Here is a 21,153-nt window from a genome sequence, read left to right as displayed (position 1 = left end):
GCAAACCCCTTGGCCCCAGCGTCATTGCATGTTAGTCCCACTTCCGGGAACACTGATTCCGATATGGCATAGCGTGAGGTCAAGTGCAATAGTCGTCCCACATTTGGGAACCATTTTGTGTTGGAGCCGCGGTTTGCCATGAAGCTGATAGGGATATCGAGATTGCGCGAACTTGCGCGTCGTGCCCGTGGCAACCTTGATGGAGCCGTACCGGCGCTCGTTGCCGAACTTGAGGCCGGGTCATGGCGTTCGATGGCTGAAATCGCGGAATTCTATCCGTCAGCCCTGATCAAAGGCATCAAGGTCCGAATCCCACTCAACGGTGACTATCGGGTCGATCTCGTCGCTGACTGCGAGGCGCAGATAGTTCTCATCGAATATGCGGGCGCGACTACTGGGGCACGCGCCACGACCAAGGCAGGGAGCAAGGTGATATGACAGTTCGACCTATACGCACTGAAGAAGACTACCAATCGGCACTCAAGCGTGCCACTGCGCTGTTCGGGCACAAAAGTCCGAAGGACCGCGACGAGCTCGAAGTGCTGCAGGCCGTCATCGAACGCTGGGAGCGATCCCGGCATCCCATTGAGGCACCGACGCCTGTCCAAGCGATCAAGTTTCGCATGGCGCAGGAGGGATTGTCACAACGCGATCTGATCCCATACCTTGGAAGTAAATCGCGCGTATCCGAGATACTCAACGGTCAGCGACAGCCCACGGTCGATCAGATCAGGGCACTACATCAGCATCTAGGCATTCCCGTCACTTCGCTGATCGGTTCGTCCAAGCACGAGCCTGCGGCCGGCCCGTCGAGCACCTCCATAGCGGCCGAAGGAAAGCTCCGTAGGCTTGGCGTGATGAAAACGAAGGAGAATCTCGCCGGCTTCTTATCGCGTTCGAAGGCCGCCACTCCGGCAATCGCCATGTTGCGCAAGACCAGGACCGAGCGCACCAACGCCAAGACGGACATGGCGGCACTCGAAGCATGGTGTGCGGCCGCATTGGCGCGTGCAGAAAAGATAGCGATCAAAAAGACCAGGATCACCGATCCGGAGAAGGCCGCGCGACAATTGGCACAGTTGAGCCTATTGCCCGACTGGAAGGATCAACTCGTTGCCGTGCTATATCGTATGGGAATAATATTGGTCATATTGGAGCGTCTACCGGGAACATTCCTCGACGGGGCAGCGATGTGCCGCAGTGATGGGGTTCCGGTGATTGCGCTAACCCTGCGCCATGATCGATTGGACAATTTCTGGTTTACCCTACTGCATGAGTTTGCACACGTGGTTTGCCACTTAAGTCCCAATCGACAGGTTATTCTGGACGATCTGGACGTGGCGAGTTCGGAAGTCATCGAAGCGGAGGCAGACTCGTTTGCTCTGAACGCTCTTATCCCTCCCGCTATATGGAAGGGGATCAACAAGGAGAGCAGAACAGAGCAGATATTAGGGGCGGCGCAGAAAGCTGGCGTGCATCCCGCGATTGCCGCCGGCCGATGGCGGTTCCAGCATTCGGACTATCGCCGTTTCTCCAAGCTGATCGGCCGGGGCGAGGTGAAGACTGCTTTCATTCCTATCTAGCTCGGCGGTTGCGAGGAGAATCTCTCTTTCAATCCCGGTAACCGACGCGCGGCTATCTGATTACTGACGATCCCTAGCCGCACTTCAACGTGTACCGGCATTAGCCTATCTGTACGACATGACGCTTGAAGAATTCACCTCACAGCTCAATGCCACCACTTTCTGGAAGGAGTTCACCTTCTCCGAAACGAGATTCTTCCCTCGTCCGAAACAGCAGGTCGAACTGGCGGACGGAATGGTGAAGATCGGATCATTGGCTATGGTGTTCCAGCTCAAGGAACGGGCTGAGGAGACGTCGGACCCTGAGGCTGAGCGACAGTGGTTCCGGAGGAAGGTCCTCCGGAAAGCGACGGATCAGATCAAGGACACGGTGCGATACCTGGCCGAGCACGAGGAGATCCGCCTCACGAATGCACAGGGCCACGAGATAGCGGTGAAGGGGGTCGACCTCCTAGACGTCAAGAAGATCATCGTCTTCCTTCCTGGCCGGCTGCTGCCTGCGGACTGCTGGGAGACCAAGTTCCACGTCTCGGCCACGGTTGGTTTCATTCATATCGTGGCCGCGCACGACTATCTGGGAATATTGGACAAACTGCGCGTCCCCGACGACGTGCGGCTGTACTTCGAATATCGAGAGTCGGTCCTGCCGCAACTGCGCGAGGCCGGCGTGATCGTGGAGGAGCCAGACATCATGGTCGCGTTCCTGTCGGAGATGAACTTGCCGGAGCCTGGATCGATCGAGAAGTTGCGCGCCTTCGTGCAGGATCTTGTCGGGTTTGATCTTTCATACATCATGCGGGACCTCCAAAGTCACATCGTCAACCCTGAAAGGAGGACGGACTACTACCGGATCATGGAGGAGTTCGCTCGCGTCCCGCGATCCATCTGGCGCGAGTTCAAAAGGCGGCTTGTCGTCTCTCTCGAGGCTAGCAAGGCTGGCATACCTCGTCGACCTTTCAGATTCGCATTCCCGCAGACCGACTGCACTTTCATGGTCGCAAGTATGGACCCCGACTGGCCGGTGACCGGCGAGGACGGTAGTAGGATGAGAACGAACGCCGTGGAGCTGTTCACGCGAGCGGCGAAGCACGATCTGAAAACTCGGATCGGCGTTGGTCTGCTGATCTCCAAGGACGGCAATAACTTCCTGCTCGACTGGTGCCTCATAGACGAACCCTGGTCGGTCAACATCAAGCTGGACGATTTGCTCTCGACGCCACTGTTTGGTCCTGCTCGTAAGAGGGTGGTGGACAGCTTCCTTTTCCATGGCGACAAGGCCGCGCCTGGTACTTAAAATCTCCGGTCGGCGTTGGATTCGTAATCCGGCGCTCTCCAGCCGACTTCTGCGTCGGGGTGCTGATCTCCTTGGCAGCATTGCAGCACAGCCCGGCCCGGAATGGTTTACTCGCCCAGGCAAAGCTCCCGCCCTACGGCCGAATGACCGCTTCTGGCGCGAAGCTCAAGGCGGTGAGAAACCAGACTCTTATGCGCCGATGTTCATGCTTCGTGCCTCAAAAGTCGCATAAATGGCAGTGTGGAACTCAACGGCGGCTCATTGGTTTTGCGGGTTCAGCTCGTGGAAAAGGTCCGTCGGCCTTCCGTGAATGCGGGTTTCCGCATCGCCTACCTCGATTTGGTCGATGACCGCCGGACAGGCGAGGCGGAGCCGTATCTCGCCCGAGAGTACATTCGCGCGCATGATTTCGACGAACGCGCCTATCTTTTCATCCGCAGTGAGAAACCTGCGTTTGACGGATGCAGTGGTGCTACGCTTGTGGAGCCCGGGGCGTCTCTATCCGGCAATCCTTTATCGTGAGCCGATGCTATTGTGCAAGTTTCGCAGCACTGCGGGTGGCGATATCGCCCAAGACAGCATGAAGAAGCGTTCCAACTTCCTGTTCGGCGACCCCGGGTGCAATTCCTGATTCGGACAGTTGAACGAGAATTGCCTTGGCGCTGTTGCGCCAGAAGGCGTTCGCGTCCTTCCCGTTCTTGGATTCCAGGACCCGGGCGATCCCTTCGACCAACTTCCGCCGCCGATGCAGCGGAAACGCGCTTATGTTTGAATCACACATCGATCACCTCACCCCTTCAGTCGCGCGAATAAGCATTGGCGGGTGAGAAAATTTGGTTAACAGCGCTTTTGGACAATGGTCAGCAATGGAATAAAGCGTCTACCCAACAAGCCAAGAGGTGTGCCACGTATTGATGATCGGCGCGTGCTGAACGGCATCTTCTGGGTGCTGCGCTCCGGTGCTCCATGGCGCGACCTGCCTCAGCGCTATGGCCCGCGCACCACCTGTTGCAACCGCTTCGTCCGATGGCGAAAAGCAGGTGTGTGGCTGCGCAGTAACGAGTCTACGGCCTAAGGTTTGCGGAGCCTCACGCCGGCGCGGCTGCCGTTCTCCGGGATGAACTCGACGCCGGCGGCCTAGAGGGCGATGCGCAAGGCAGCAACGGTTCGCTCTTGTGTGGAGCCCTGTCGGGCCGCGACATCTACTTAATGTCTATTTTAGACAGTCGCCGCGACCATAACTTTTGACAACAGGTCAGGGTCGCGGGATGCCGAGCCGCTTGAAATACCGGGTTACGTCCGGATGCTCGCGATCGTCCCGCCTCAACCGCGCAAGCGCGTCATCATCGCCGGCGAGCGCCATAGCCAAACCGGGAGCGCTTATTCTCCACGGAGCACCGGGCATTGTCTGGTTGTGAAGACGGTGCTTGATCACCAGCCGCCTGAGTGTGTCTTCGCTTACGTTGTAGTCGTACCTGAACAGATCAATGGCCCTCTGGACCGTGATCGCCTCTGCCCGTGGGATCTAGAGCGGCCGAAGCCGTTCGCCTGTTGCCGGCGCTGTTTTGACACGGCGCGCATTGGTCATTCGGCCCATCGCGCTTTTCTGCGGCCCGCCGTTTCGCCCGACATCAGGAAACGATATCGCCCCCCATGTATTAGAAACCCATGGACACTATGGAACCCCACGGCCACGGGATGGCGGCCGATCTTTTGACATCGGAAGTTGCCAATGCCAGGCAGCGCATCCACCGGACCGAGCTCGCGCTTCAACGCACTGAAGAAATGCTGGCGGAAAATCTCGCGCTGTGCAGCAGGATACGAACTGCGGTCGAGGCCGCAGACCGCTTGGTGAAGATCGATCCCCCCAGCTTTGAAGGACGTCGCGCGGGTTGAACTGGGCCGGCGTTTCATTCGCCTTGCGGCACCCTGCCGCAAGAGCCTGCCCGTTGGCATCACAGCGTGAGCAAACATTGGACAGAAGCATTCCAACGTTCACGATGTGCAACGCCGACGCTAGATAGACACGAATTTCAGTTCAAAGAGCGAGGTTAATGCTGCGGCAAACGAAGGGGGCACGGGGGGTCTTCGCGCGAGCCAGTTATCCGATCTCCCGCTCAGAAATTTCTACCAAATATTCCGACCTCCTGATGGAATCCATTCGTTGCGGGCGTTGCGGCTGATTGGGACGGACTTCCCGAACATGACAACCAGCAACAAAGCAGACCATCAGTCTGTCTCCGAAGCGTTTCGGAAACTGATCCGTTCCGAAGGCTATCGTCATCACGTACAAACGTTCTCAAATCTGGAGGTCGAACCAGAACTGCCGCCAACCCTACAGTCATTACTTGCGGCTATTGATCGGGCCAAACAGGGCCCGACGGAAGAAGGTCCCTAGCCGGCTGGCTGAGCGTCAGCTCAAAGAGTATAGAGGCTCGCTTCGTGGCTTGTTCCCCTGATTCCCACTCAGAACTTATCAAACATTCTTCTTGATTTTTCTCGACAGAGGATCATGAATGTTCTCTTGGGTTCTCGCTGAGGTGGGAGGCCTTGTATGAACGTTTGGACGAACTGCCGACCCGACAAAGTGACTGCCAAACACCTTGTTCACGAGCTGATCCTACAAGCCCGTCGCGGCCAAATCATCTCCGTCAAAGAGACTATTGCAGCGGTGCGCCGAGACCGGCCACATCTGGCGGAAACTGACTGCGAGCTGGTGGAGCTTATTGTCAATGTTGCCCCAGCCTTTGGCCTGTTCGTCGGGTTCGATCTTCGCGAATAACCGCCTCCTCAACAGGGCGGACCGTCGCGACACGGTCTCGATCAAAGCGGCATTACGCGAAGCTCGGGAGACTGCGCCTTATTTGGTGGCCTCCGACGAAGAACTAACCGAGGCAATCGTCGAGGCAGCAACTGCCATGGGCCTCTGCGTGGCTTTCGACGCCCGGGAGTAGCTGTCGGCCGACTTCGGTGACCTCGCAATGGGCGCGCGCCCGTATGCTGTCATTCATTCTCAATATTCCGGCCTTGGCGTGACAGTCCTCACATTAACGCTCTCGCCGAGGACAAATAACCATCGGATGCCGCAGATTTCCGACTGGTCCTTTTACGCGATCGTCGCAACGAGTAGACCGACAACAAGCGAAATGACCAGGGCGACACCCACCGGAAGATGATGCATACCGGCTTCGTACCGACCGCTTAGATAACCGTCGATGAACCTTTGGAAACATCCCGTCACGGACTCAGACATGCCTAACAAACGGTAATCGTCCTCATCGCTGAGCCGGTTAGTAGAGACGAAACCCGCTAGCCGCCTGGGGTCCATTCATGGCTCTCCACTGGTTCAACCCTCCGATCCCCGTCAAGACCGAGCGTCCCGGGATCATCCGCAACGTCAACAACGCCGAGGCAGCCGGGGAGGAGTTGATGAAGTGGACCAAGCGTGGCCCTTGGTGGGACCTCGCGGTGCGCGTTTGCATGGCCGTGATTTTCGACGAGATGGAAGCTGAGGAGGCCCGCAAGGCATTCCTGGCTGCTGCAAAAGAGGAGGGGACATTACTGCCCCCAATGACAACCAGCTAAATTGGATTGCGGTATAAGGTTCTAGGTGTCTCAGACCAACACCGCCTTCGCGAAAGGAGCCCGCCGCCAAGCATGGAGATGAGAGGCGACGGACCCCCCCACAGCGGCTGCACATCCACGAAGTAATCCCGCTGCCGCCTCTAAACCCGCGAGGGCCTACATCGTTCCCTTAGCTGCAGCTAAAGCGGGGTTGGTCGGCGGGCTCTTCCCGCTCTAAGTTCCCTCTTATGGGTCCCCTCTGGTTCGCTCCCCCGGTCTACGTGAAGACGAAACGTCCGGGCATTCGCAATGGGGTCAGCCACGTCGAGGGAGCCGCCGAGGAACTCCTGGCATGGGACACAAAGGGCCCGAGGTGGACGAAGGCGGTCCAATCCTGCGTCGACGCGTTCGAGGGCAGGATGTCCCCCATGAGGTGCGTGAAGCCTTCGAGGCGGCTGCCAAGGAGGCCAACGTGTATCTCTCCCCTGACTAGGAGGTATCATGGCAACCCATTGGTTCGTCCCTCCGGTGTTCGTGAAGACTGAAACCGGTGTCAGGCATGGCTGCAACAATGCGAAGGAAGCCCTTGAGCAGCTCAAGATGTGGACCCGGCGAGGGCCTCGCTGGCATAAGGCGGTGACCCTCTGCCTGTCAGCCTTGGAGGGCGATTCGATTGACCCCCACATAATACGAAAGGCCTTTGAGGCTGTCGCTAAGGAGGCCAACGTGTATCTCTCCCCTGAGTAGGAGGTGTTGTGGCAACCCACTGGTTCTCCCCTCCGGTGTACGTCAAGACTGACCGACCTGGGGTCACCTACCGGTGCAACAACGTCGAGGGTGCCGCCGAGGAACTCATGAAGTGGACCAAGATGCGGCCTAAGTGGAGGAAGGCTGTGCAACTGTGCGCCGACGCCCTTCAGGACCGTGTGACTCCGGAAGAGGTCCGTCAGGCTTTCGAGGCTGCTGCCAAGGAGGAGAGGGTGCTGCGTGAGTAGCAGGCCGGTGCCCATGGCTATGTTGGGAAGGACCCGTTAGGCTGTCTAATGCTGACCAAGTCGGCGCTGCTCGAAATAGACCCGGATACGAGAGCATTCACTCTGGTCGGCGCATTTATGGCCATTTTGCACTTCTTGAAACTGGCATCGGAGCTGCTCTGGGCGAGGTAGTTGGCGTCAATGGGGCACGTCGAGTAGTCATCAATCGAAACATGGGGTTCGACGAGAAGATCAAAACCGTACGCACAGGGGACCGGAACCGGAATGTCAGGCTTCTAAAGCCGATGGCAGAAACCGGATACGCTGTGGCGGCATTTGAGGGCACGTTCCTGCTCTTGACGTTGCCAGTGAGCTGTGCGCGCAAATCGGAGGATGGAAGGGCCGGAGGCAGGAAGTACCGCGTCAGGCCGAGGCGCCAATCAAGCGGGTCGGCAATAATCGCGAAAAGCTCAATACGGCCTGCAGCGAAACTAAAGAAGGAGTCGCGCGTTGGACGCGAATAACGCTTATTTCGCCTCTCAGTATGGTTTAGGTCAGAGTGGTCAAGCCAACGTCGCGTAAGGCAATCAATGCGTCGAGCGCTAGTCAAGCGAAGTCGCCCGCTCGTGACGAGGTCACTTTAGCGCCGCCCGCTTTCCGGCCGGTCCAGCTCGCAACGCTCGTGGACACGGTCCCTGCCGGCGATCGTTGGATCCATGAGATGAAATACGACGGCTATCGTATTCTCGTTGCCGTCGGCGGTGGCGAGGCGCGAGCGTACACACGATCTGGTCTGGACTGGTCTAGCCGTTTTCCCTCGATCCTCTCCGAGGCTCGCAAGCTCAAGGTGCGCTCAGCCCTGATTGACGGCGAGGCCGTGGTTGTCGATGTGGAAGGAAGATCTAACTTCCAGGCGCTTCAGAATGCATTGAAGGGTGCCCCGGCGACTATCGACTTTTATGCGTTCGATCTGCTGCAGCTCGACGGCGAAGATCTGACAAGGCTTCCTCTTGTTGAGCGCAAGGCGAAGCTGGAGGCGATCTTGCCTGCGAAAAATCCGGTCCTTCGTTACTCCGACCATATCCTCGGCCGCGGAGAAGAGCTGCTCGATCGCTTCTGCGCTGCCGGCCTTGAGGGCGTCATCTCAAAGCTCGCGGATTCGAGTTATGTGGCGGCCCGCGGCGCAAGCTGGCTGAAGATCAAATGCATCAGGCGGCAGGAATTTGTGATTGTCGGCTGGACGCCGTCCGACAAGGTCCGCGCGTTTCGGTCCTTGATCCTTGGCGTTCATGACCGCGGCAAGCTGCGTTACGCCGGGAAAGTCGGCACCGGCTTCGATACCGCTGAACTTCTTCGTCTCTTGAAGATCATGGCGCCTCTCGAGCAGAAGGCCGCCACCGTCGACGCACCACGCGCCGAAGTGCGCGGCGCACACTGGCTCCGTCCGAAACTGGTCGCTGAGATTGCCTTCACCGAAATGACAAATGAAGGGACGTTACGACATCCGAGCTATCTTGGTCTCCGTGAAGACAAGAAGCCGGAGGCGGTCGTGCTCGAGACGGAACGTCATGCAGCCGATCTCGCCGCGTCTGGGACAACCACCATCGCCATAAGTAACCGTGACCGCGTCATCTATCCGGAGTCCAACATCACCAAGGGACAGCTCGCCGACCATTACGCAGCGGTCGCGGCGATCATGCTTCCTTGGGTTGGCAGCCGGCCGATCAGTCTGGTTCGATGCCCACAGGGCCGCGCGAAGAAGTGCTTCTTCCAGAAACACGACGCCGGCAGCTTTGGCGACAAAGTCCACCACGTCGGCATCACAGAGAAAGACGGGCACGAGGAACCATATCTCTATGTCGACGATGCCGACGGACTGATGACTTGCGTCCAGATGGGAACGATCGAGCTGCATGGATGGGGGGCTCGGATCGAGGATGTCGAAAAGGCCGACCGCCTCGTGTTCGACCTCGACCCCGATGAAGGCCTCGATTTTGAGGCCGTCCGCGCCGCTGCCTTTCAGTTCCGCGCTATCCTTAAATCGCTGGGACTTACGACTTTCCCGATGCTGACGGGAGGCAAAGGAGTGCACGTCATCGCGCCGCTCACCCCTGGCGCCGAGTGGCCACAGGTGAAGGACTTCGCGTCTCGCCTGGCGCAGGCGGTCGCCCGGAGCGATCCGGCCCATTTCACGGCCGTGTTGTCAAAGGCGCGCCGCAAGGGTCGCATCTTTGTGGACTATCTACGCAATCAGCGCGGGGCGACCGCGATCATGCCTTACAGCGCGAGATCACGTCCGGGCGCTCCTGTCGCGGCACCGATCACGTGGGCGGAGATGAAGACAATAGACGCGCCCTCTCATTTCCACGTGGGCGATGCTCCTGAATTAAAGAAACGCGCAGTCTCCAAAACTCTGGCTGGATGGGGTCGCGCTGACCAATCCTTGCCCAATCTGTAGCGTCCGACGCGGGAAGAGGCAGTAAAGCCGGGATTCAAAGGGCAACGCGGCGCTCACGGCCTTGCCTCATTGGAACCTGCGGAGATCGGTCTCGTTTGGCTGAAGCCATGGCAAAAATCGATCCTAGGACCGTCGCCAGTCTTTTAAGGGAATACGCGCAACGGGCGTCTATGCGCGGCGACAATCCCTATCGCACAAAGGCATACTTGGGCGCGGCAGACAGTCTGATGGCGCTGTCGCAGCCGCTTGATCGGATCATCGCCGCCGGCGCCCTCACCAAGATCCCGGGGATCGGTGACGCGATCGCAGACATCGTGACCAAGCTTTACCAAACCGGCACGCACCCAAGCCTTGAGAAGCTGCGCGAGGATGTTCCAGCGGGCGTGATGGAGCTGTTTGCCATACCCGGGCTTCGTCCCGATAAGATACTGAAGCTTCATCAGGCGCTCGGCGTGAACTCGCTGGCGGAGCTCGAGGCCGCAGCGAGAGAAGACCGCATCCGCCCAGTCAAAGGCCTCGGCGCCGCGCTTCAGACAAAGCTGCTGCAGAACCTGGCCATCGTGCGAAGCGGCGAAATGCAACTTCACCTGCACAAGGCCGCCGCTCTTCTCCACCATGCGGTCATATCGGTAAAGCAACAGCATCCAGAGTTTTCGCGCGTCGAAATTGCAGGTGACTTCCGGCGCGGTTGCGAGCTCGTTTCTGACTTGGCCCTGGTAGCGCAGGGCAGAAAGTCGACTGGTATCGAGGATACAACCCTCAGGCTTGTTGTCACGGACAAGAAGCATTTTGGCGCGAGCCTGCTCGAAGCAACCGGGTCGGCAGACCACCTTGAGCAACTGAAGACGTTCGCGGTCGACAAGGGATACACCCTAAGCGCCGATGGGCTTCGTCGCGGGAGAAAACTGATCGCGTCAGCCACAGAGGAAGAAATCTACCAAGCGCTAGACCTGCAGTTTATCGAGCCAGAATTGCGCGAAGGCAGGGGCGAGATCGATCGAGCGGCAAAGCAGAAGCTACCTGCCCTCATTCGGGATGAAGATCTTCATGGCATCCTGCATTCTCACACGACCGCTTCCGATGGCACCGAAACGCTTGAGGCAATGGCTGAAGCCACGCGCAGGCGCGGTTTCGACTACTATGGTGTCGCCGATCATTCGCAGTCCGCTCACTACGCAGGCGGCCTTTCGTTGCAGGAGATTGCTGAACAGCACCGCGAAGCTGATCGGCTGAACAACGCATACAATGGAAAATTTCGCATACTGAAGGGCATTGAGGCGGACATCCTGGCGGATGGCTCGCTCGATTACCCGAATGATATCTTGGAGCAGTTCGATTTCGTCGTCGCGAGCGTGCACAGCCGCTTCAAGTTGCCCAAGAAGGAGCAGACGGGGCGTATCATTGAAGCGATCGGAAATCCTCGGACGACAATCATCGGGCACATGACCGGTCGCCAGCTGTTGCGCCGGCCCGGTTATGATCTCGACGTCGACAAAGTCCTCAAAGCGTGTGCGAAACACGGCGTTGCCGTCGAAATCAACGCACATCCGTGGCGACTCGACCTCGACTGGCGCTGGCATCAAAAGGCACTCGATCATGGCTGCATCTTCAGCATCAACCCGGACGCTCATTCGATCCGCGAGCTCGACCACATGCATTGGGGTGTCGAGATGGCGCGCAAGGGCGGCGTCCCTGCGAAGCGGGTCCTGAACGCGATGCGTTTGACGGCCCTCCTTGCGCATCTCGCACGGCGCAGGCAAATGTCCTAACCTGGCTGTGCGCCCGACCTATCAGCGCAGGAGACCGTCCTTCTCGAAATCGTCCCAGCCGCGCAAACTGGAGTGCGAAATTTCAGCGGGGCAATGGCCAGTTGAAGCTGCAGCTCCGCGCCCGCTTCTTTGCGCACGTTTCAGAGCCGCCTTCCCCGCGCCACGCCGCCTATTCTCTGCAGCTGTCGCTGCGTCCTGTTCGCGCCAGACCGTAACCAGGTCGCGGTCAAGCACATCCTCCACGTGCTGCGGGTCGAACACGTGAAAGGTGATGTTCCTTGCCCGCCCGCGGAGTTTCACCGTTTTCGTCCCGGCGCTCTGCAAGCGACCATCTTTCAGCCAGCGGTGCCGTTCGGCCGTCGAGATCGTCAGAATGTCCTCGATTTCACGGGGGATTACGGGCAGGTCTTCGATATTCTGCAGTGCTTTGGATACGATCCCGAATACCACCTGCACATCATTCTCGGCGCCCTGAGACAGGCGCAGGGTAAGCACGCGGGACTCGATATGGAGCAGTTTCCTGAAGTCCGTTGGAAGGCGGGCGCGTATTTCGAGAAAAATACCCCTCGCTCTGACGGACGATCCAAGCGTTGCAGCCGGGGTCAAAGGCCACTCTCCAATCAGCTTCGCTGTTGCATTGATTTTTCGGCGCGTGGACATGCCCCTTTATATAGGTCACCGATTGTCGGCAGCGATGAGCCGATCGCAAAGCCAATATGAGTTCTAATCCGCCAGCGGTCTGAACCACGATGCCCAAAGGCGCAACCACGATTGTGAGCGGGGCCGTTTGCAACTTCGGCTAACAGGAAACGGCAGAGTTGATCTCGAAGTGCGATATCAGGCGCGTCGCCGCCTGGCGGCTTTTTGGGGGCCGTTTGCTGTCCGTCCGGTTATTGCCGAGGGACCAGTTAAAGCCGCCGTTCGGCTCACGACCTCTTCGCGGAATACAAGGCAAGTTCAGATCCCGCGGAAGCCGACATTGAACTGCCTCTCCGTTTACACGTTTGGCAAATGTTGCGAATGGAGGGAGTTGCATGTTCGAAGGTTTCTCGCTGGAGCAGATCAAACTTCCGGAAGCGACGCTCAGAGTGCGGGTTGGTGGAAGGGGCCACCGCTTCCTGATGCTGCACGGTCATCCTCGCACCCATGCCACTTGGCATCGCGTGGCGCCGATTTTGGCTGAGGAATACACCGTAATTTGCCCTGGTCTTCGGTGCTCGCCCTTGCGGTGTGTCGCAACACAATCAGCGCGTCCGGTTTGCCGTGAACAGATCTTGCTGATGCACCAGTTCGTCCGCGACGGGCTGACGGAGGCGGCGTGTGCCATTCGGGTGGATGGCCGAAAATAACCCCACCTCTGCATGACGCGAATTGTCCCAGCCCGGGTAGGCCGTTATCGGGTACAGGCAAATACCCTCGAATCGATGCTCCGACACCCATAGCGGCACGCACCTCGTCGCGGCATACACAGTGGAGCCAAGCCGGCCCGCCGGATCCCTCTGAGCCGGTCTCGGCAATGAACATCGGCTTACCGTACCGATGAGCAACCTCGAGCAACATTTCCGACAAAGCGCGGTACTCATGGTGTCCCATCGATATCGTCGGCCCGTTTATTTACCATTGATTGTGCGGCTAGAAATTCAGGCCCACGACATCGACAACATCTTCGCTCCCGCCCAACTCAGGTTCGACGCGGCCCAGCAACATGTCGTAAGCTTCGAACTGCCCCTGACGGGCGTTTTCGGCCCGACCCCGTTCGCTGCGGGTCCGGTCACGAGGAGCGATTTGGATAAGGGGCTCGGCCCAGACAAATCTGCAGGCGGGGTCGATCTCCCGCATTGCACGAACACCCGCGATGGCAGCCTTCACGAGATGCCGCTTGAACCATCCACGTTTGTTCGGCCCCACGCGGGAAATAGCCGACCTCAACAGCCCATGCGAAAAAGGAGATCTAGTTGATGGGACACAACAGAGGCGGTGTTCCGGCGATCGAACGCTGTACGCTCACGGCTTCTGCCGCGAACGAGGCATAGGCATCGATGAAATGCAGCGATCGCTGATCGACATGGTCTGGAGATCCGTAATGGAAGATGTCCCAGATAACCTGGACACCTGCCGATCGGGCCGCCTCGACCATTGGCGCCCAACTTGACCAGTCATAGGCGAAGCTTGCGGAACCGGAGCCTCCACCTGGTGCTCGTCCATACGCCCCACTTCGCTCATTCGAAGTCTTCTTTCGGCAGTCGGCTTCGAACTCGGCCGCCTTGTTAGGACCGGGAACCGCGTTGGCGAAATACCGCATCCAATGGGGCGCGCGCCATCTTCGTTGCTCAGTCCAGCTCGTCCTGGCGCGACCGGGTAATGCCGAACCGATTGGGTCGAGCCTTTGTTCCTGTGGTGGACTGTCCGGAGCTGGGTGGCGAAGGAGGAACAAGGAGGGCCGTGCCAAGTTCGGGGCGATATACCACCGCCGCCGATCGACTCGAGCGGCTGCTCAGCAACAAGAGAGGCACGGGATCACATGACCGTTCAGATTCGACTTTCCGAGATCGACCACGCCAGGCGCGAGGATCGTGGCGACGGCGCTTGGAGCATCGCACCGGACTTGGGCTATTTGCGCCTAGCAATCGTCAATGTCGTGTTCTTCGGCGCACCGGGCAGCGGAGATCGGAACTGGATGCTGATCGATACCGGGTTGCCGACGTCCCGCGGCAGCATTCTTGCGGTCGCGGAAAAGCGGTTTGGCACGAACGCACGGCCGGCCGCGATCATCCTGACCCACGGCCATTTCGACCATGTGGGAACGGTTCTAGACCTCGCGAATAGGTGGGACGTGCCTGTCTTCGCGCATCCACTCGAGCGCCCCTATCTGGACGGAACCGCGTCCTATCCGCCACCGGATCCCTGGGTCGGGGGTGGACTGATGGCGCTGCTTTCGCCGCTTTTTCCACGGGGGCCAATTGATCTTGGCAACCGTTTGGAACTCCTACCTGCCGACGGATCGATCCCCGGAATGCCCGGATGGCGATGGCTACACACACCCGGGCACGCTCCTGGGCATATCTCGCTCTGGCGCGAGGAGGACCGCTCGCTGATCGTAGGGGACGCTTTCATCACCACCGGTCAGGAGTCAGTCTATGAGGTCGCCGTTCAGGATCTTGAGATGCACGGTCCGCCGCGCTACTTCACGCCGGACTGGGATGCGGCGGAAAGATCCGTGAAGCACTTGGCTGCCCTGAACCCGCACATGGTCATCAGTGGACACGGTGCGGCTGCTGCGGGAGTGGGCATGCGTCAAGCTCTTGACAGCCTGGCTGAGCGGTTCAGGGTGTTCGCCGTCCCGCCGAAATTGAAATTCGTGCGCGAGCCGGCGGCAGTCCTAGGTAGCTGAGGCTAACTGAGCCGCCGTCGTTCTGAAGTATGATCAAGTTGGGCAGACTCTATCTCTCGAGCCGGTAGAGTTACCCGTCGGGTCGCGCTTGCCATCGTCGCGACAAACTCTGACAAGCGGAACAAACCCGGGAGGCGCCGGGTTAGGGTCGCTCGATCGGCGCAGGGCGACTGCGGCCAAGCGCCCCGAAGTTCTGCGTCAGGAGAAGACGTCAGATGGAAAACGAGTACCCGAAGGACGCGTCCTGTCCGCCCGCGAGCCGACCGGCAATAAGTTGTTCGAGTCCACACGCGTCGGCATCCGCCAAGACTTGGCTTTGATTCGCTCATCGACCAAAACCGTGGAGGAGACCAAATGGCAAATCTGGGAAGATTGGCGATCGCGATGCTTGGCGTTCTGGCATACCAAAACCGCGACAAGCTCTGTGAATTGATTCCGGGAGCGGGGTATCTTAACCCAAACGACCCGGAACGCAGAATTCTGGCTCAGATAACGAATGGCGTGTCGAGGGCTGACCTTGGTGAGATCCTCGACCGGTTCAGGGAGGTGGGGGCAGGATCGAAGGTCGACTCGTGGGTTGGCAGCGGGCCAAACCAACCGATTGAGCCAAGGGACGTCCAAGCGGCAATGGACGAAGGTACACTCACGTCCATTTCGATGCAGACGGGTCTTTCGCGCGAGGAGCTAATCAGAAGGATTGCGCGGGATCTACCCGAGACAGTCAACGAGATGACGCCGAATGGTGAATGGCCGCCTGAGCCGACACATGGCTTGGATAAGTCGACCCTGCTCGACAATGTATCCTAGGGGACACAGCCAGGAATGCAGCCGGCCAAGGCGAGATCCAGGGTGGCAACTCTACACCGGGGGACGCTCCTGCGCGATCGCCTTCATCCGCTCGCGAACCAAGGATCTGTTTCGAGCGCGCCGAACGCGCAACTGGCCGCCATCCTGAAAATGCGGCACCGCTGCATCGCGGCGCCCTCGCTCGCGTATATCGGTGAGCGGAAGAAGGCGCGTTCCTGGCTGGCCAGAGCGCTGGCGATCGATCCGGACGACTTCGTGACGCAGTACAACGCCGCTTGCATGTATTCCGTGCTCGGGGAAATGGAGGAAGCGGTGCGGTACCTGGAAAGAGCCGTCGGAGGAAGCGTGAGTCAGAACGTATTGGAACGAATCCGTCACGAAGTCATTTCGACGCCATTCGCGATCACCCGCGGTTCGTGCAGCTTCTTAGTTCACTTGCCTTGTGACGCACAGCTGTACTTGCACAAGCTTCGGCCTGCCTAGCAGCCGCGTTCGGTTTGGGTGGCGGATTCAACTGATCGCAGCAACACACGCTCTTTTCTGAAAGATGGAGTGTGAGCCATGAAGCAGCGAAGTCGCATCTACTACTCGGCCGCTCAGCGCCTGAGATTTGGGTTCGATGGCAGGCGGGCGAGTCGATGAGCTCGATCGGACGACGATTCGATCGGGAGTCTTCATCGGTCCGTTCTTGCCGCCGCGCCTGGGCCTTGCACTGGCGGGCTGCCGGCCTTGCCTGTCGCCGGTGGTGTTTTCCCCCACATTTTGCTTCCGCTGCTTGTGCTGCTCACCTGGCCGCTCGCCATGGGCAAGTATTTCGCCCCGGCATCGTCTCTGCGGGGTTTGCTTCGTCGGCAAAGGACATCGCCAGCTGGCCTCACAGCTGCGGTCGATCGCGGCCGAATCGGGATTGATGCTGGCCGACGCGCTGGCCGGCGGCCGCTTCACCCGCTACAATGATCTGTTGATGCCTGCCGGCATTATTGCCGGGGCCGGCGACCGGTTGTTCGATGCGAAAGCCGAGGCTCTTAGACTACAATCGGAGATTCCTGGTTCCTTTGTCGATATCATCCCGCAGGCCGGCCACATGGTCCACCACACCGCACCGCTAGCTGTTCTCGCCATGGTGGACAGGGTCGCTGCCGCGGTCAGCATGAAGTAGGCCGGCACTGGCGCGATCCCGAAGAAGTGGAATCGCGATTTTCGGAAAAGATCATGCTCAAAAGCAATAGGTAGAACCCCGTCCCGACTCTATCGGGTGGCGAATCCGATGATTTACTTCACGGCGGCACGCACTTCAGCGAACCGCATCCTGTGCATCCATCCGCGCCGGTTCAGCTAACATCGACGTCGAGGTCCCGTATCTTGGGGATCTGGCCAGGGGAACGGCCCCAATTCCGTGTTCGGCTTCTGCCTCTCTTTGTGGCTGCCAGCATCTGGTCGTCTGCAAATCGAGGCCACGGACTGACAAGCACCCCCGCACTACAAGGAGCTGGCGGTCGGAGAACAAATGTAGACATGTCGCACCATCCTTGCGGGTACGGCTTGCGATGCATACTGACGGTCGAGGGCTTAATGTAACCAAATCAACGGCTCGGCGTTTCGGTCAGCGCCGTTGCAATGAGCGAAGCCATAACCTCTGTCACGAGCATAGACTGGCGATTTCATGAATCGCAATTTTCTGGTGATCGAACCTGAGGAAGGCATTGCCGTGCTCAAGGGGCTTGCCTCCTCGGCGCGGATCTCGATGCTGAAACTGCTGCATGAGAAGGGGCCGATGAATGTCAACGAAATCGCCGCCGTGCTGTCGCTTCCGCAGTCGACCGTCTCGACCAACATCCAGGTGCTGGAGGATGCGGGGCTGATCCGCACCGAGAGAGCGAAGAAAGGCAACCGGAAAATCTGCTATCCGACCGCCGAAAAAGTGCTCGTCGTGTTCAAGAGCGAATATCGTGCGGTCAAGAACGACGCGATCGAAGTGTCGATGCCGATCGGGCTTTATACCGGCTTCGAGGTTACCGCGCCCTGCGGCCTTTGTTCGCCGGACGGCATCATCGGTCTGCTCGATGTGCCGAACACTTTCCTCGATCCGGACCGCATGAAGGCCGGTCTGCTATGGTTCACGCGCGGTTTTGTCGAATACCAGTTCCCCAACAATGCCAAGCTCGCCAATGCCGAGATCACCGGACTCGAAGTTGCGATAGAGCTGTCTTCGGAAGTGCCGGGTACCAGCGCCGATTGGCCCTCGGACATCACGCTGACGATCAATGGCGTCGATGTCGGCACCTGGACGTCGCCGGGGGATTTCGGCGACAAGCGCGGCGTCTTCACGCCCTCCTGGTGGAAGCTCAAGGGCTCGCAATACGGTAAGCTGAAGAACTGGCGAATTGCCAATGACGGCACCTATGTCGACGGCCTCAGGATTTCCGAAACCGGCCTCGCCGCACTCGATCTGAAGAGCCATCATTCAATCCGCGTCCGTATCGGCGTCAAGGACGACGCCAAGCGCCCCGGCGGGATCAATATTTTCGGCAAGGGCTTTGGAAATTACGATCAGGACATTGTGCTCAGGATCAAAACCGCGTGAATCGACTGGCCGCGTTGCTGCGCTCAGTTACAGTTCATTGCTAGGCTAGGCTTGCAGCTGGCACCGCCGTCCATGAGGCGACCGGCTTGCCTGACGTGTATAGATCCCTCGTCGCAAGCTTTGCCCACTGGCTGCGAATCCCCTGCTACCCTCAATCACCAGTACAAAGGGATCCGTCCCACCAACCAACAGCCAGAGCATCCTCCGTTCCAGCAAATGCCGGAACTTACCATCTAGGCAACTCTCGAAAGTATGTGCCGATCCAAGTCGCACTTGGCCAAGCCGTATCGCCAGCGGTGGTTCGTCGTCTCGCGTCTGCTCTGGTAGAACAAAGTCAATTGCCGGCCTTCGATCATTACGGTCGAATGGCCATTCTCGCCGGGCTCACCAGGGTCGAGAACGGGGCCAACGGAAACGTAGGGACCCTTGACGTCATCGGCGATGGCGAAGAAGACGCGCTGCCGGCTGCCGCGCGGACCTTCGGGGAGGAAGCAGGTGGCGTTGAGAAGCACACGACCGTCCGGCAGCTCGACGAGCTGCGCGCCTTCGATCCCCCATTCGTAATCGGGGTGCTCGCGCGCATTGTGATGTGGCACGTCGAGATGATCGAGTATCTTGCCGAGACGTTTCCATGGCCCGAACCAGGAATCGGATTGGCTGCGCGCCAGATAGACATCAGGCTGGGGCACCCTGGTGAATTTGGGCATGCCTGAATAGACGATATAGCGCTTGCCTCCGACGATTGCGGGGTGGGGATCGTAGATGCCGTCCTCATCGGTGTCGGGCAGCGACAATATCGCCGGATTGAGCACCACCCAATGAAAGCCGTCATTGGACACCGCGTGCTCGCAACGTCCGCCGGACTTCATGAATTCGGTCTGGATAAACATGTGGAAGACGCCGCACTCATGAATGACGCCGGGCGCCGCAATGCCAGATCCGGTTACCGGCAAAACGATCGCCTCGTGCTCTGTCCAGGGCCCATAAAGATCCGGCGCTGTGGCGTGGAGGATTTTCCAGCTCTCTGTTGTGACGGTGCCGCTGGAGCCGAAGACGTGCCAGAGCGTGCCGTCGAACACCGGACAAGGGTCCTTCAGATCATCCACAACCTGCGGGTGAAACAATGGAAAGACGTTGGTTTCAAAGTCGATCTTCATTCGCCAGCCATCCCTCGATTCGTCTCGGTCTCCATTCAAATGAACCACCGGCGCGGCTCAGATGAATCGATTCCAAGCGTATTTATAGCTCCGCTGATGAACGGTTGTTGAACGATTGAAGGATTTGAACCGCTCTGTGGCAAAGGGCCACATTTGGGGAGCCCGACCTGACGCGAGGGGCTTCATCATGTGGATCGAATGGGGGCGGCCGGCTCGCTCCTTCTCTGTCGAGCCGTCGCAAGTGGAGCGGACGGCTGGCCTCGCCCGAGACAGTTTGGATCTATGGAACAACTTATCGGGATGGAAGTTATATAGAAGGCTGCGAACTTCATGTCAAAGCTGCCTCGATTGACTTTTGTTAGTCGAGGCATTTTGTAACTATATCGAAGGATAATCTACATGGAAATGGCGGCGGGCCGGGCCAAAACACCAAAAAACCCTGTACAACCGTCTATTTTAATTTGCTTTTCACACCTCCGATGGAACTTCGTATATCAGAGACCACAACACATTCTGACCCTGGCGTCAAAACAGCAACAGCTAATTTACTTCGAAGAGCCGATCTTCGATGAGAGGCGCCACCCTTCGATGCGGGTGCACAATATTACCCCCAAGATCAGAATAGTGACGCCGCTGATCCCAGTTGGTACTTCCGCGACCAGGGCGGACGCAATCCAGCGCAGGTTCGTCGATCAGATCCTCGCCTCCACGCCGCATGACCGATTGACGACCTGGTATTACACGCCCATGGCGCTACGCTTCAGCGATCATCTCGCCTGTGACGTCTGCGTCTACGACTGCATGGATGAACTCTCCGCGTTCAAAGACGCTCCCGCAGAGTTGACGCAGTTGGAAAAGGCGCTGTTGCAACGTGCCGATGTCGTCTTCACGGGCGGGCAGAGCCTCTACGAGGCCAAGCGCAGCTTGCATCGGGCGATCTTTCCCTTCCCGAGCAGCATCGACGTTACCCATTTCCATCAGGCTAGGGCGCCAGGTGAAGACCCGTTCGATCAGGCCGACATACCTCACCCGAGGGTGGGGTACTTCGGGGTCATCGACGAACGGCTCGACCTTGAACTTATCGCGCATGCGGCTGCGGCAATGCCAGACGTGCATTTTGTCATGCTCGGCCCTGTCGTCAAGATCGATCGGGCGAGCCTTCCCACGGCAGGCAACCTGCATTGGCTGGGCGGCAAGTCCTATGCAGACCTGCCGAACTATCTCAGGCATTGGAGTGCCGGCTGGATGCCGTTCGCGCTCAACGAAGCGACCCGCTACATCAGCCCGACCAAGACTCCCGAGTTTCTTGCGGCAGGACTGCCGGTGTTGTCCACGGCGATCGTCGACGTTGTGCGTACCTACGGCGTCGAAGGCCTTGTCGAGATTGTCGAGGCGGAGGACATCGAGGCCAAGCTTCGCTCGATCCTGGCCCACCCCCGCGATTTCCTGGTGAAGAAGGCCGACGCCTACCTCGCCGACATGTCCTGGGAGAAGACCTGGAGCGCGATGGCTGCCCACATCGAGCGCGCCCATGCGATGAAGAGCGTCGTCCCATTCCTGAGGAGGGCGTGA

Annotated in this window: 21 protein-coding genes and 1 pseudogene; 19 read left to right on the top strand and 3 right to left on the bottom strand. The window is 58.8% G+C overall.

Features of this window, described 5'->3' with window-relative positions:
- Positions 1-162 precede the first annotated feature (162 nt).
- The 4 genes from NKJ40_RS22090 to NKJ40_RS22075 all read left to right on the top strand — a co-directional run bounded on the left by NKJ40_RS22090 (position 163) and on the right by NKJ40_RS22075 (position 3,399).
- Positions 163-438 carry a type II toxin-antitoxin system HigB family toxin gene (locus NKJ40_RS22090; protein ID WP_352467875.1) on the top strand — a complete coding sequence of 92 codons (276 nt, stop codon included), beginning with the start codon at positions 163-165 and terminating at the stop codon, positions 436-438.
- Entirely contained in the window at positions 435-1,583 is a 1,149-nt protein-coding gene (locus NKJ40_RS22085) for an ImmA/IrrE family metallo-endopeptidase (protein ID WP_352467874.1), read from the top strand. The genes NKJ40_RS22090 and NKJ40_RS22085 overlap by 4 nt, the downstream gene beginning before the upstream one ends.
- Positions 1,584-1,701: 118 nt before the next feature.
- Positions 1,702-2,877 (top strand): hypothetical protein, encoded by a 1,176-nt coding sequence (locus NKJ40_RS22080; RefSeq protein WP_352467872.1) that lies wholly within the window; start codon positions 1,702-1,704, stop codon positions 2,875-2,877.
- Positions 2,878-3,117: 240 nt separating this feature from the next.
- Complete coding sequence (locus tag NKJ40_RS22075) at positions 3,118-3,399, top strand: hypothetical protein (protein WP_352467871.1); 282 nt, start codon at positions 3,118-3,120, stop codon at positions 3,397-3,399.
- A 7-nt stretch (positions 3,400-3,406) separates the two neighbouring features.
- Here the strand turns inward: NKJ40_RS22075 and NKJ40_RS22070 are convergent, their stop codons facing one another.
- A complete protein-coding gene (locus NKJ40_RS22070) occupies positions 3,407-3,658 on the bottom strand; it encodes a DUF6074 family protein (RefSeq protein WP_352467870.1) in 252 nt (83 codons plus the stop codon).
- Positions 3,659-3,733: 75 nt separating this feature from the next.
- Between NKJ40_RS22070 and NKJ40_RS22065 the strand changes: the two are divergent.
- The 8 genes and pseudogenes from NKJ40_RS22065 to NKJ40_RS22030 form a co-directional block, all read left to right on the top strand.
- Positions 3,734-3,931 (top strand): annotated as a pseudogene (locus NKJ40_RS22065) (transposase); the annotation flags it as partial.
- A gap of 644 nt (positions 3,932-4,575) precedes the next feature.
- On the top strand, positions 4,576-4,773 hold the full coding sequence (locus NKJ40_RS22060; protein WP_023722969.1) for a hypothetical protein: 198 nt from the start codon (positions 4,576-4,578) through the stop codon (positions 4,771-4,773).
- A gap of 658 nt (positions 4,774-5,431) precedes the next feature.
- Positions 5,432-5,659, top strand: coding sequence for a hypothetical protein (locus NKJ40_RS22055; protein ID WP_352467869.1), 228 nt, complete (start codon positions 5,432-5,434; stop codon positions 5,657-5,659).
- A 548-nt stretch (positions 5,660-6,207) separates the two neighbouring features.
- Positions 6,208-6,462 carry a DUF982 domain-containing protein gene (locus tag NKJ40_RS22050; protein WP_352467868.1) on the top strand — a complete coding sequence of 85 codons (255 nt, stop codon included), beginning with the start codon at positions 6,208-6,210 and terminating at the stop codon, positions 6,460-6,462.
- Positions 6,463-6,942: 480 nt separating this feature from the next.
- Positions 6,943-7,188, top strand: coding sequence for a DUF982 domain-containing protein (locus NKJ40_RS22045; protein ID WP_352467867.1), 246 nt, complete (start codon positions 6,943-6,945; stop codon positions 7,186-7,188).
- A gap of 8 nt (positions 7,189-7,196) precedes the next feature.
- Positions 7,197-7,436 carry a DUF982 domain-containing protein gene (locus NKJ40_RS22040; protein WP_352467866.1) on the top strand — a complete coding sequence of 80 codons (240 nt, stop codon included), beginning with the start codon at positions 7,197-7,199 and terminating at the stop codon, positions 7,434-7,436.
- 538 nt (positions 7,437-7,974) lie between these two features.
- Complete coding sequence (gene ligD, locus NKJ40_RS22035) at positions 7,975-9,873, top strand: DNA ligase D (protein ID WP_352467865.1); 1,899 nt, start codon at positions 7,975-7,977, stop codon at positions 9,871-9,873.
- 107 nt (positions 9,874-9,980) lie between these two features.
- The gene (locus NKJ40_RS22030) at positions 9,981-11,642 is read left to right on the top strand and encodes a DNA polymerase/3'-5' exonuclease PolX (RefSeq protein ID WP_352467895.1); all 1,662 of its coding nucleotides are present in this window, start codon (positions 9,981-9,983) and stop codon (positions 11,640-11,642) included.
- Positions 11,643-11,663: 21 nt separating this feature from the next.
- On the opposite strand, the gene NKJ40_RS22025 is transcribed toward NKJ40_RS22030, so the two are convergent.
- Complete coding sequence (locus tag NKJ40_RS22025; protein ID WP_352467864.1) at positions 11,664-12,302, bottom strand: hypothetical protein; 639 nt, start codon at positions 12,300-12,302, stop codon at positions 11,664-11,666.
- Positions 12,303-12,676: 374 nt separating this feature from the next.
- Between NKJ40_RS22025 and NKJ40_RS22020 the strand changes: the two genes are divergently transcribed.
- The 6 genes from NKJ40_RS22020 to NKJ40_RS21995 all read left to right on the top strand — a co-directional run bounded on the left by NKJ40_RS22020 (position 12,677) and on the right by NKJ40_RS21995 (position 18,424).
- A complete protein-coding gene (locus NKJ40_RS22020) occupies positions 12,677-12,991 on the top strand; it encodes an alpha/beta fold hydrolase (protein ID WP_352467863.1) in 315 nt (104 codons plus the stop codon).
- 1,172 nt (positions 12,992-14,163) lie between these two features.
- Positions 14,164-15,033 (top strand): MBL fold metallo-hydrolase, encoded by an 870-nt coding sequence (locus tag NKJ40_RS22015; RefSeq protein ID WP_352467862.1) that lies wholly within the window; start codon positions 14,164-14,166, stop codon positions 15,031-15,033.
- Between the two features lie 354 nt (positions 15,034-15,387).
- Positions 15,388-15,840 carry a YidB family protein gene (locus NKJ40_RS22010; RefSeq protein ID WP_352467861.1) on the top strand — a complete coding sequence of 151 codons (453 nt, stop codon included), beginning with the start codon at positions 15,388-15,390 and terminating at the stop codon, positions 15,838-15,840.
- A gap of 15 nt (positions 15,841-15,855) precedes the next feature.
- Complete coding sequence (locus NKJ40_RS22005; RefSeq protein WP_352467860.1) at positions 15,856-16,323, top strand: tetratricopeptide repeat protein; 468 nt, start codon at positions 15,856-15,858, stop codon at positions 16,321-16,323.
- Positions 16,324-16,747: 424 nt separating this feature from the next.
- Positions 16,748-16,999, top strand: a complete 252-nt coding sequence (locus NKJ40_RS22000; RefSeq protein WP_352467859.1) for an alpha/beta fold hydrolase — start codon at positions 16,748-16,750, stop codon at positions 16,997-16,999.
- Positions 17,000-17,503: 504 nt separating this feature from the next.
- Complete coding sequence (locus NKJ40_RS21995) at positions 17,504-18,424, top strand: ArsR/SmtB family transcription factor (protein ID WP_352467858.1); 921 nt, start codon at positions 17,504-17,506, stop codon at positions 18,422-18,424.
- Between the two features lie 233 nt (positions 18,425-18,657).
- Here NKJ40_RS21995 and NKJ40_RS21990 read toward each other — a convergent pair whose 3' ends face one another.
- Entirely contained in the window at positions 18,658-19,581 is a 924-nt protein-coding gene (locus NKJ40_RS21990; RefSeq protein WP_352467857.1) for a glycoside hydrolase family protein, read from the bottom strand.
- A 399-nt stretch (positions 19,582-19,980) separates the two neighbouring features.
- Here NKJ40_RS21990 and NKJ40_RS21985 point away from each other — a divergent pair, with 399 nt between their 5' ends.
- The gene (locus tag NKJ40_RS21985) at positions 19,981-21,153 is read left to right on the top strand and encodes a glycosyltransferase family protein (RefSeq protein ID WP_352467856.1); all 1,173 of its coding nucleotides are present in this window, start codon (positions 19,981-19,983) and stop codon (positions 21,151-21,153) included.

It is taken from the genome of Mesorhizobium sp. M0119 (assembly GCF_040322615.1).
In the GTDB taxonomy this organism is placed as follows: domain Bacteria; phylum Pseudomonadota; class Alphaproteobacteria; order Rhizobiales; family Rhizobiaceae; genus Mesorhizobium.
The sequence above is the reverse complement of the archived record's forward strand: the minus strand, read 5'-3'. Positions and strand labels throughout refer to the sequence as shown.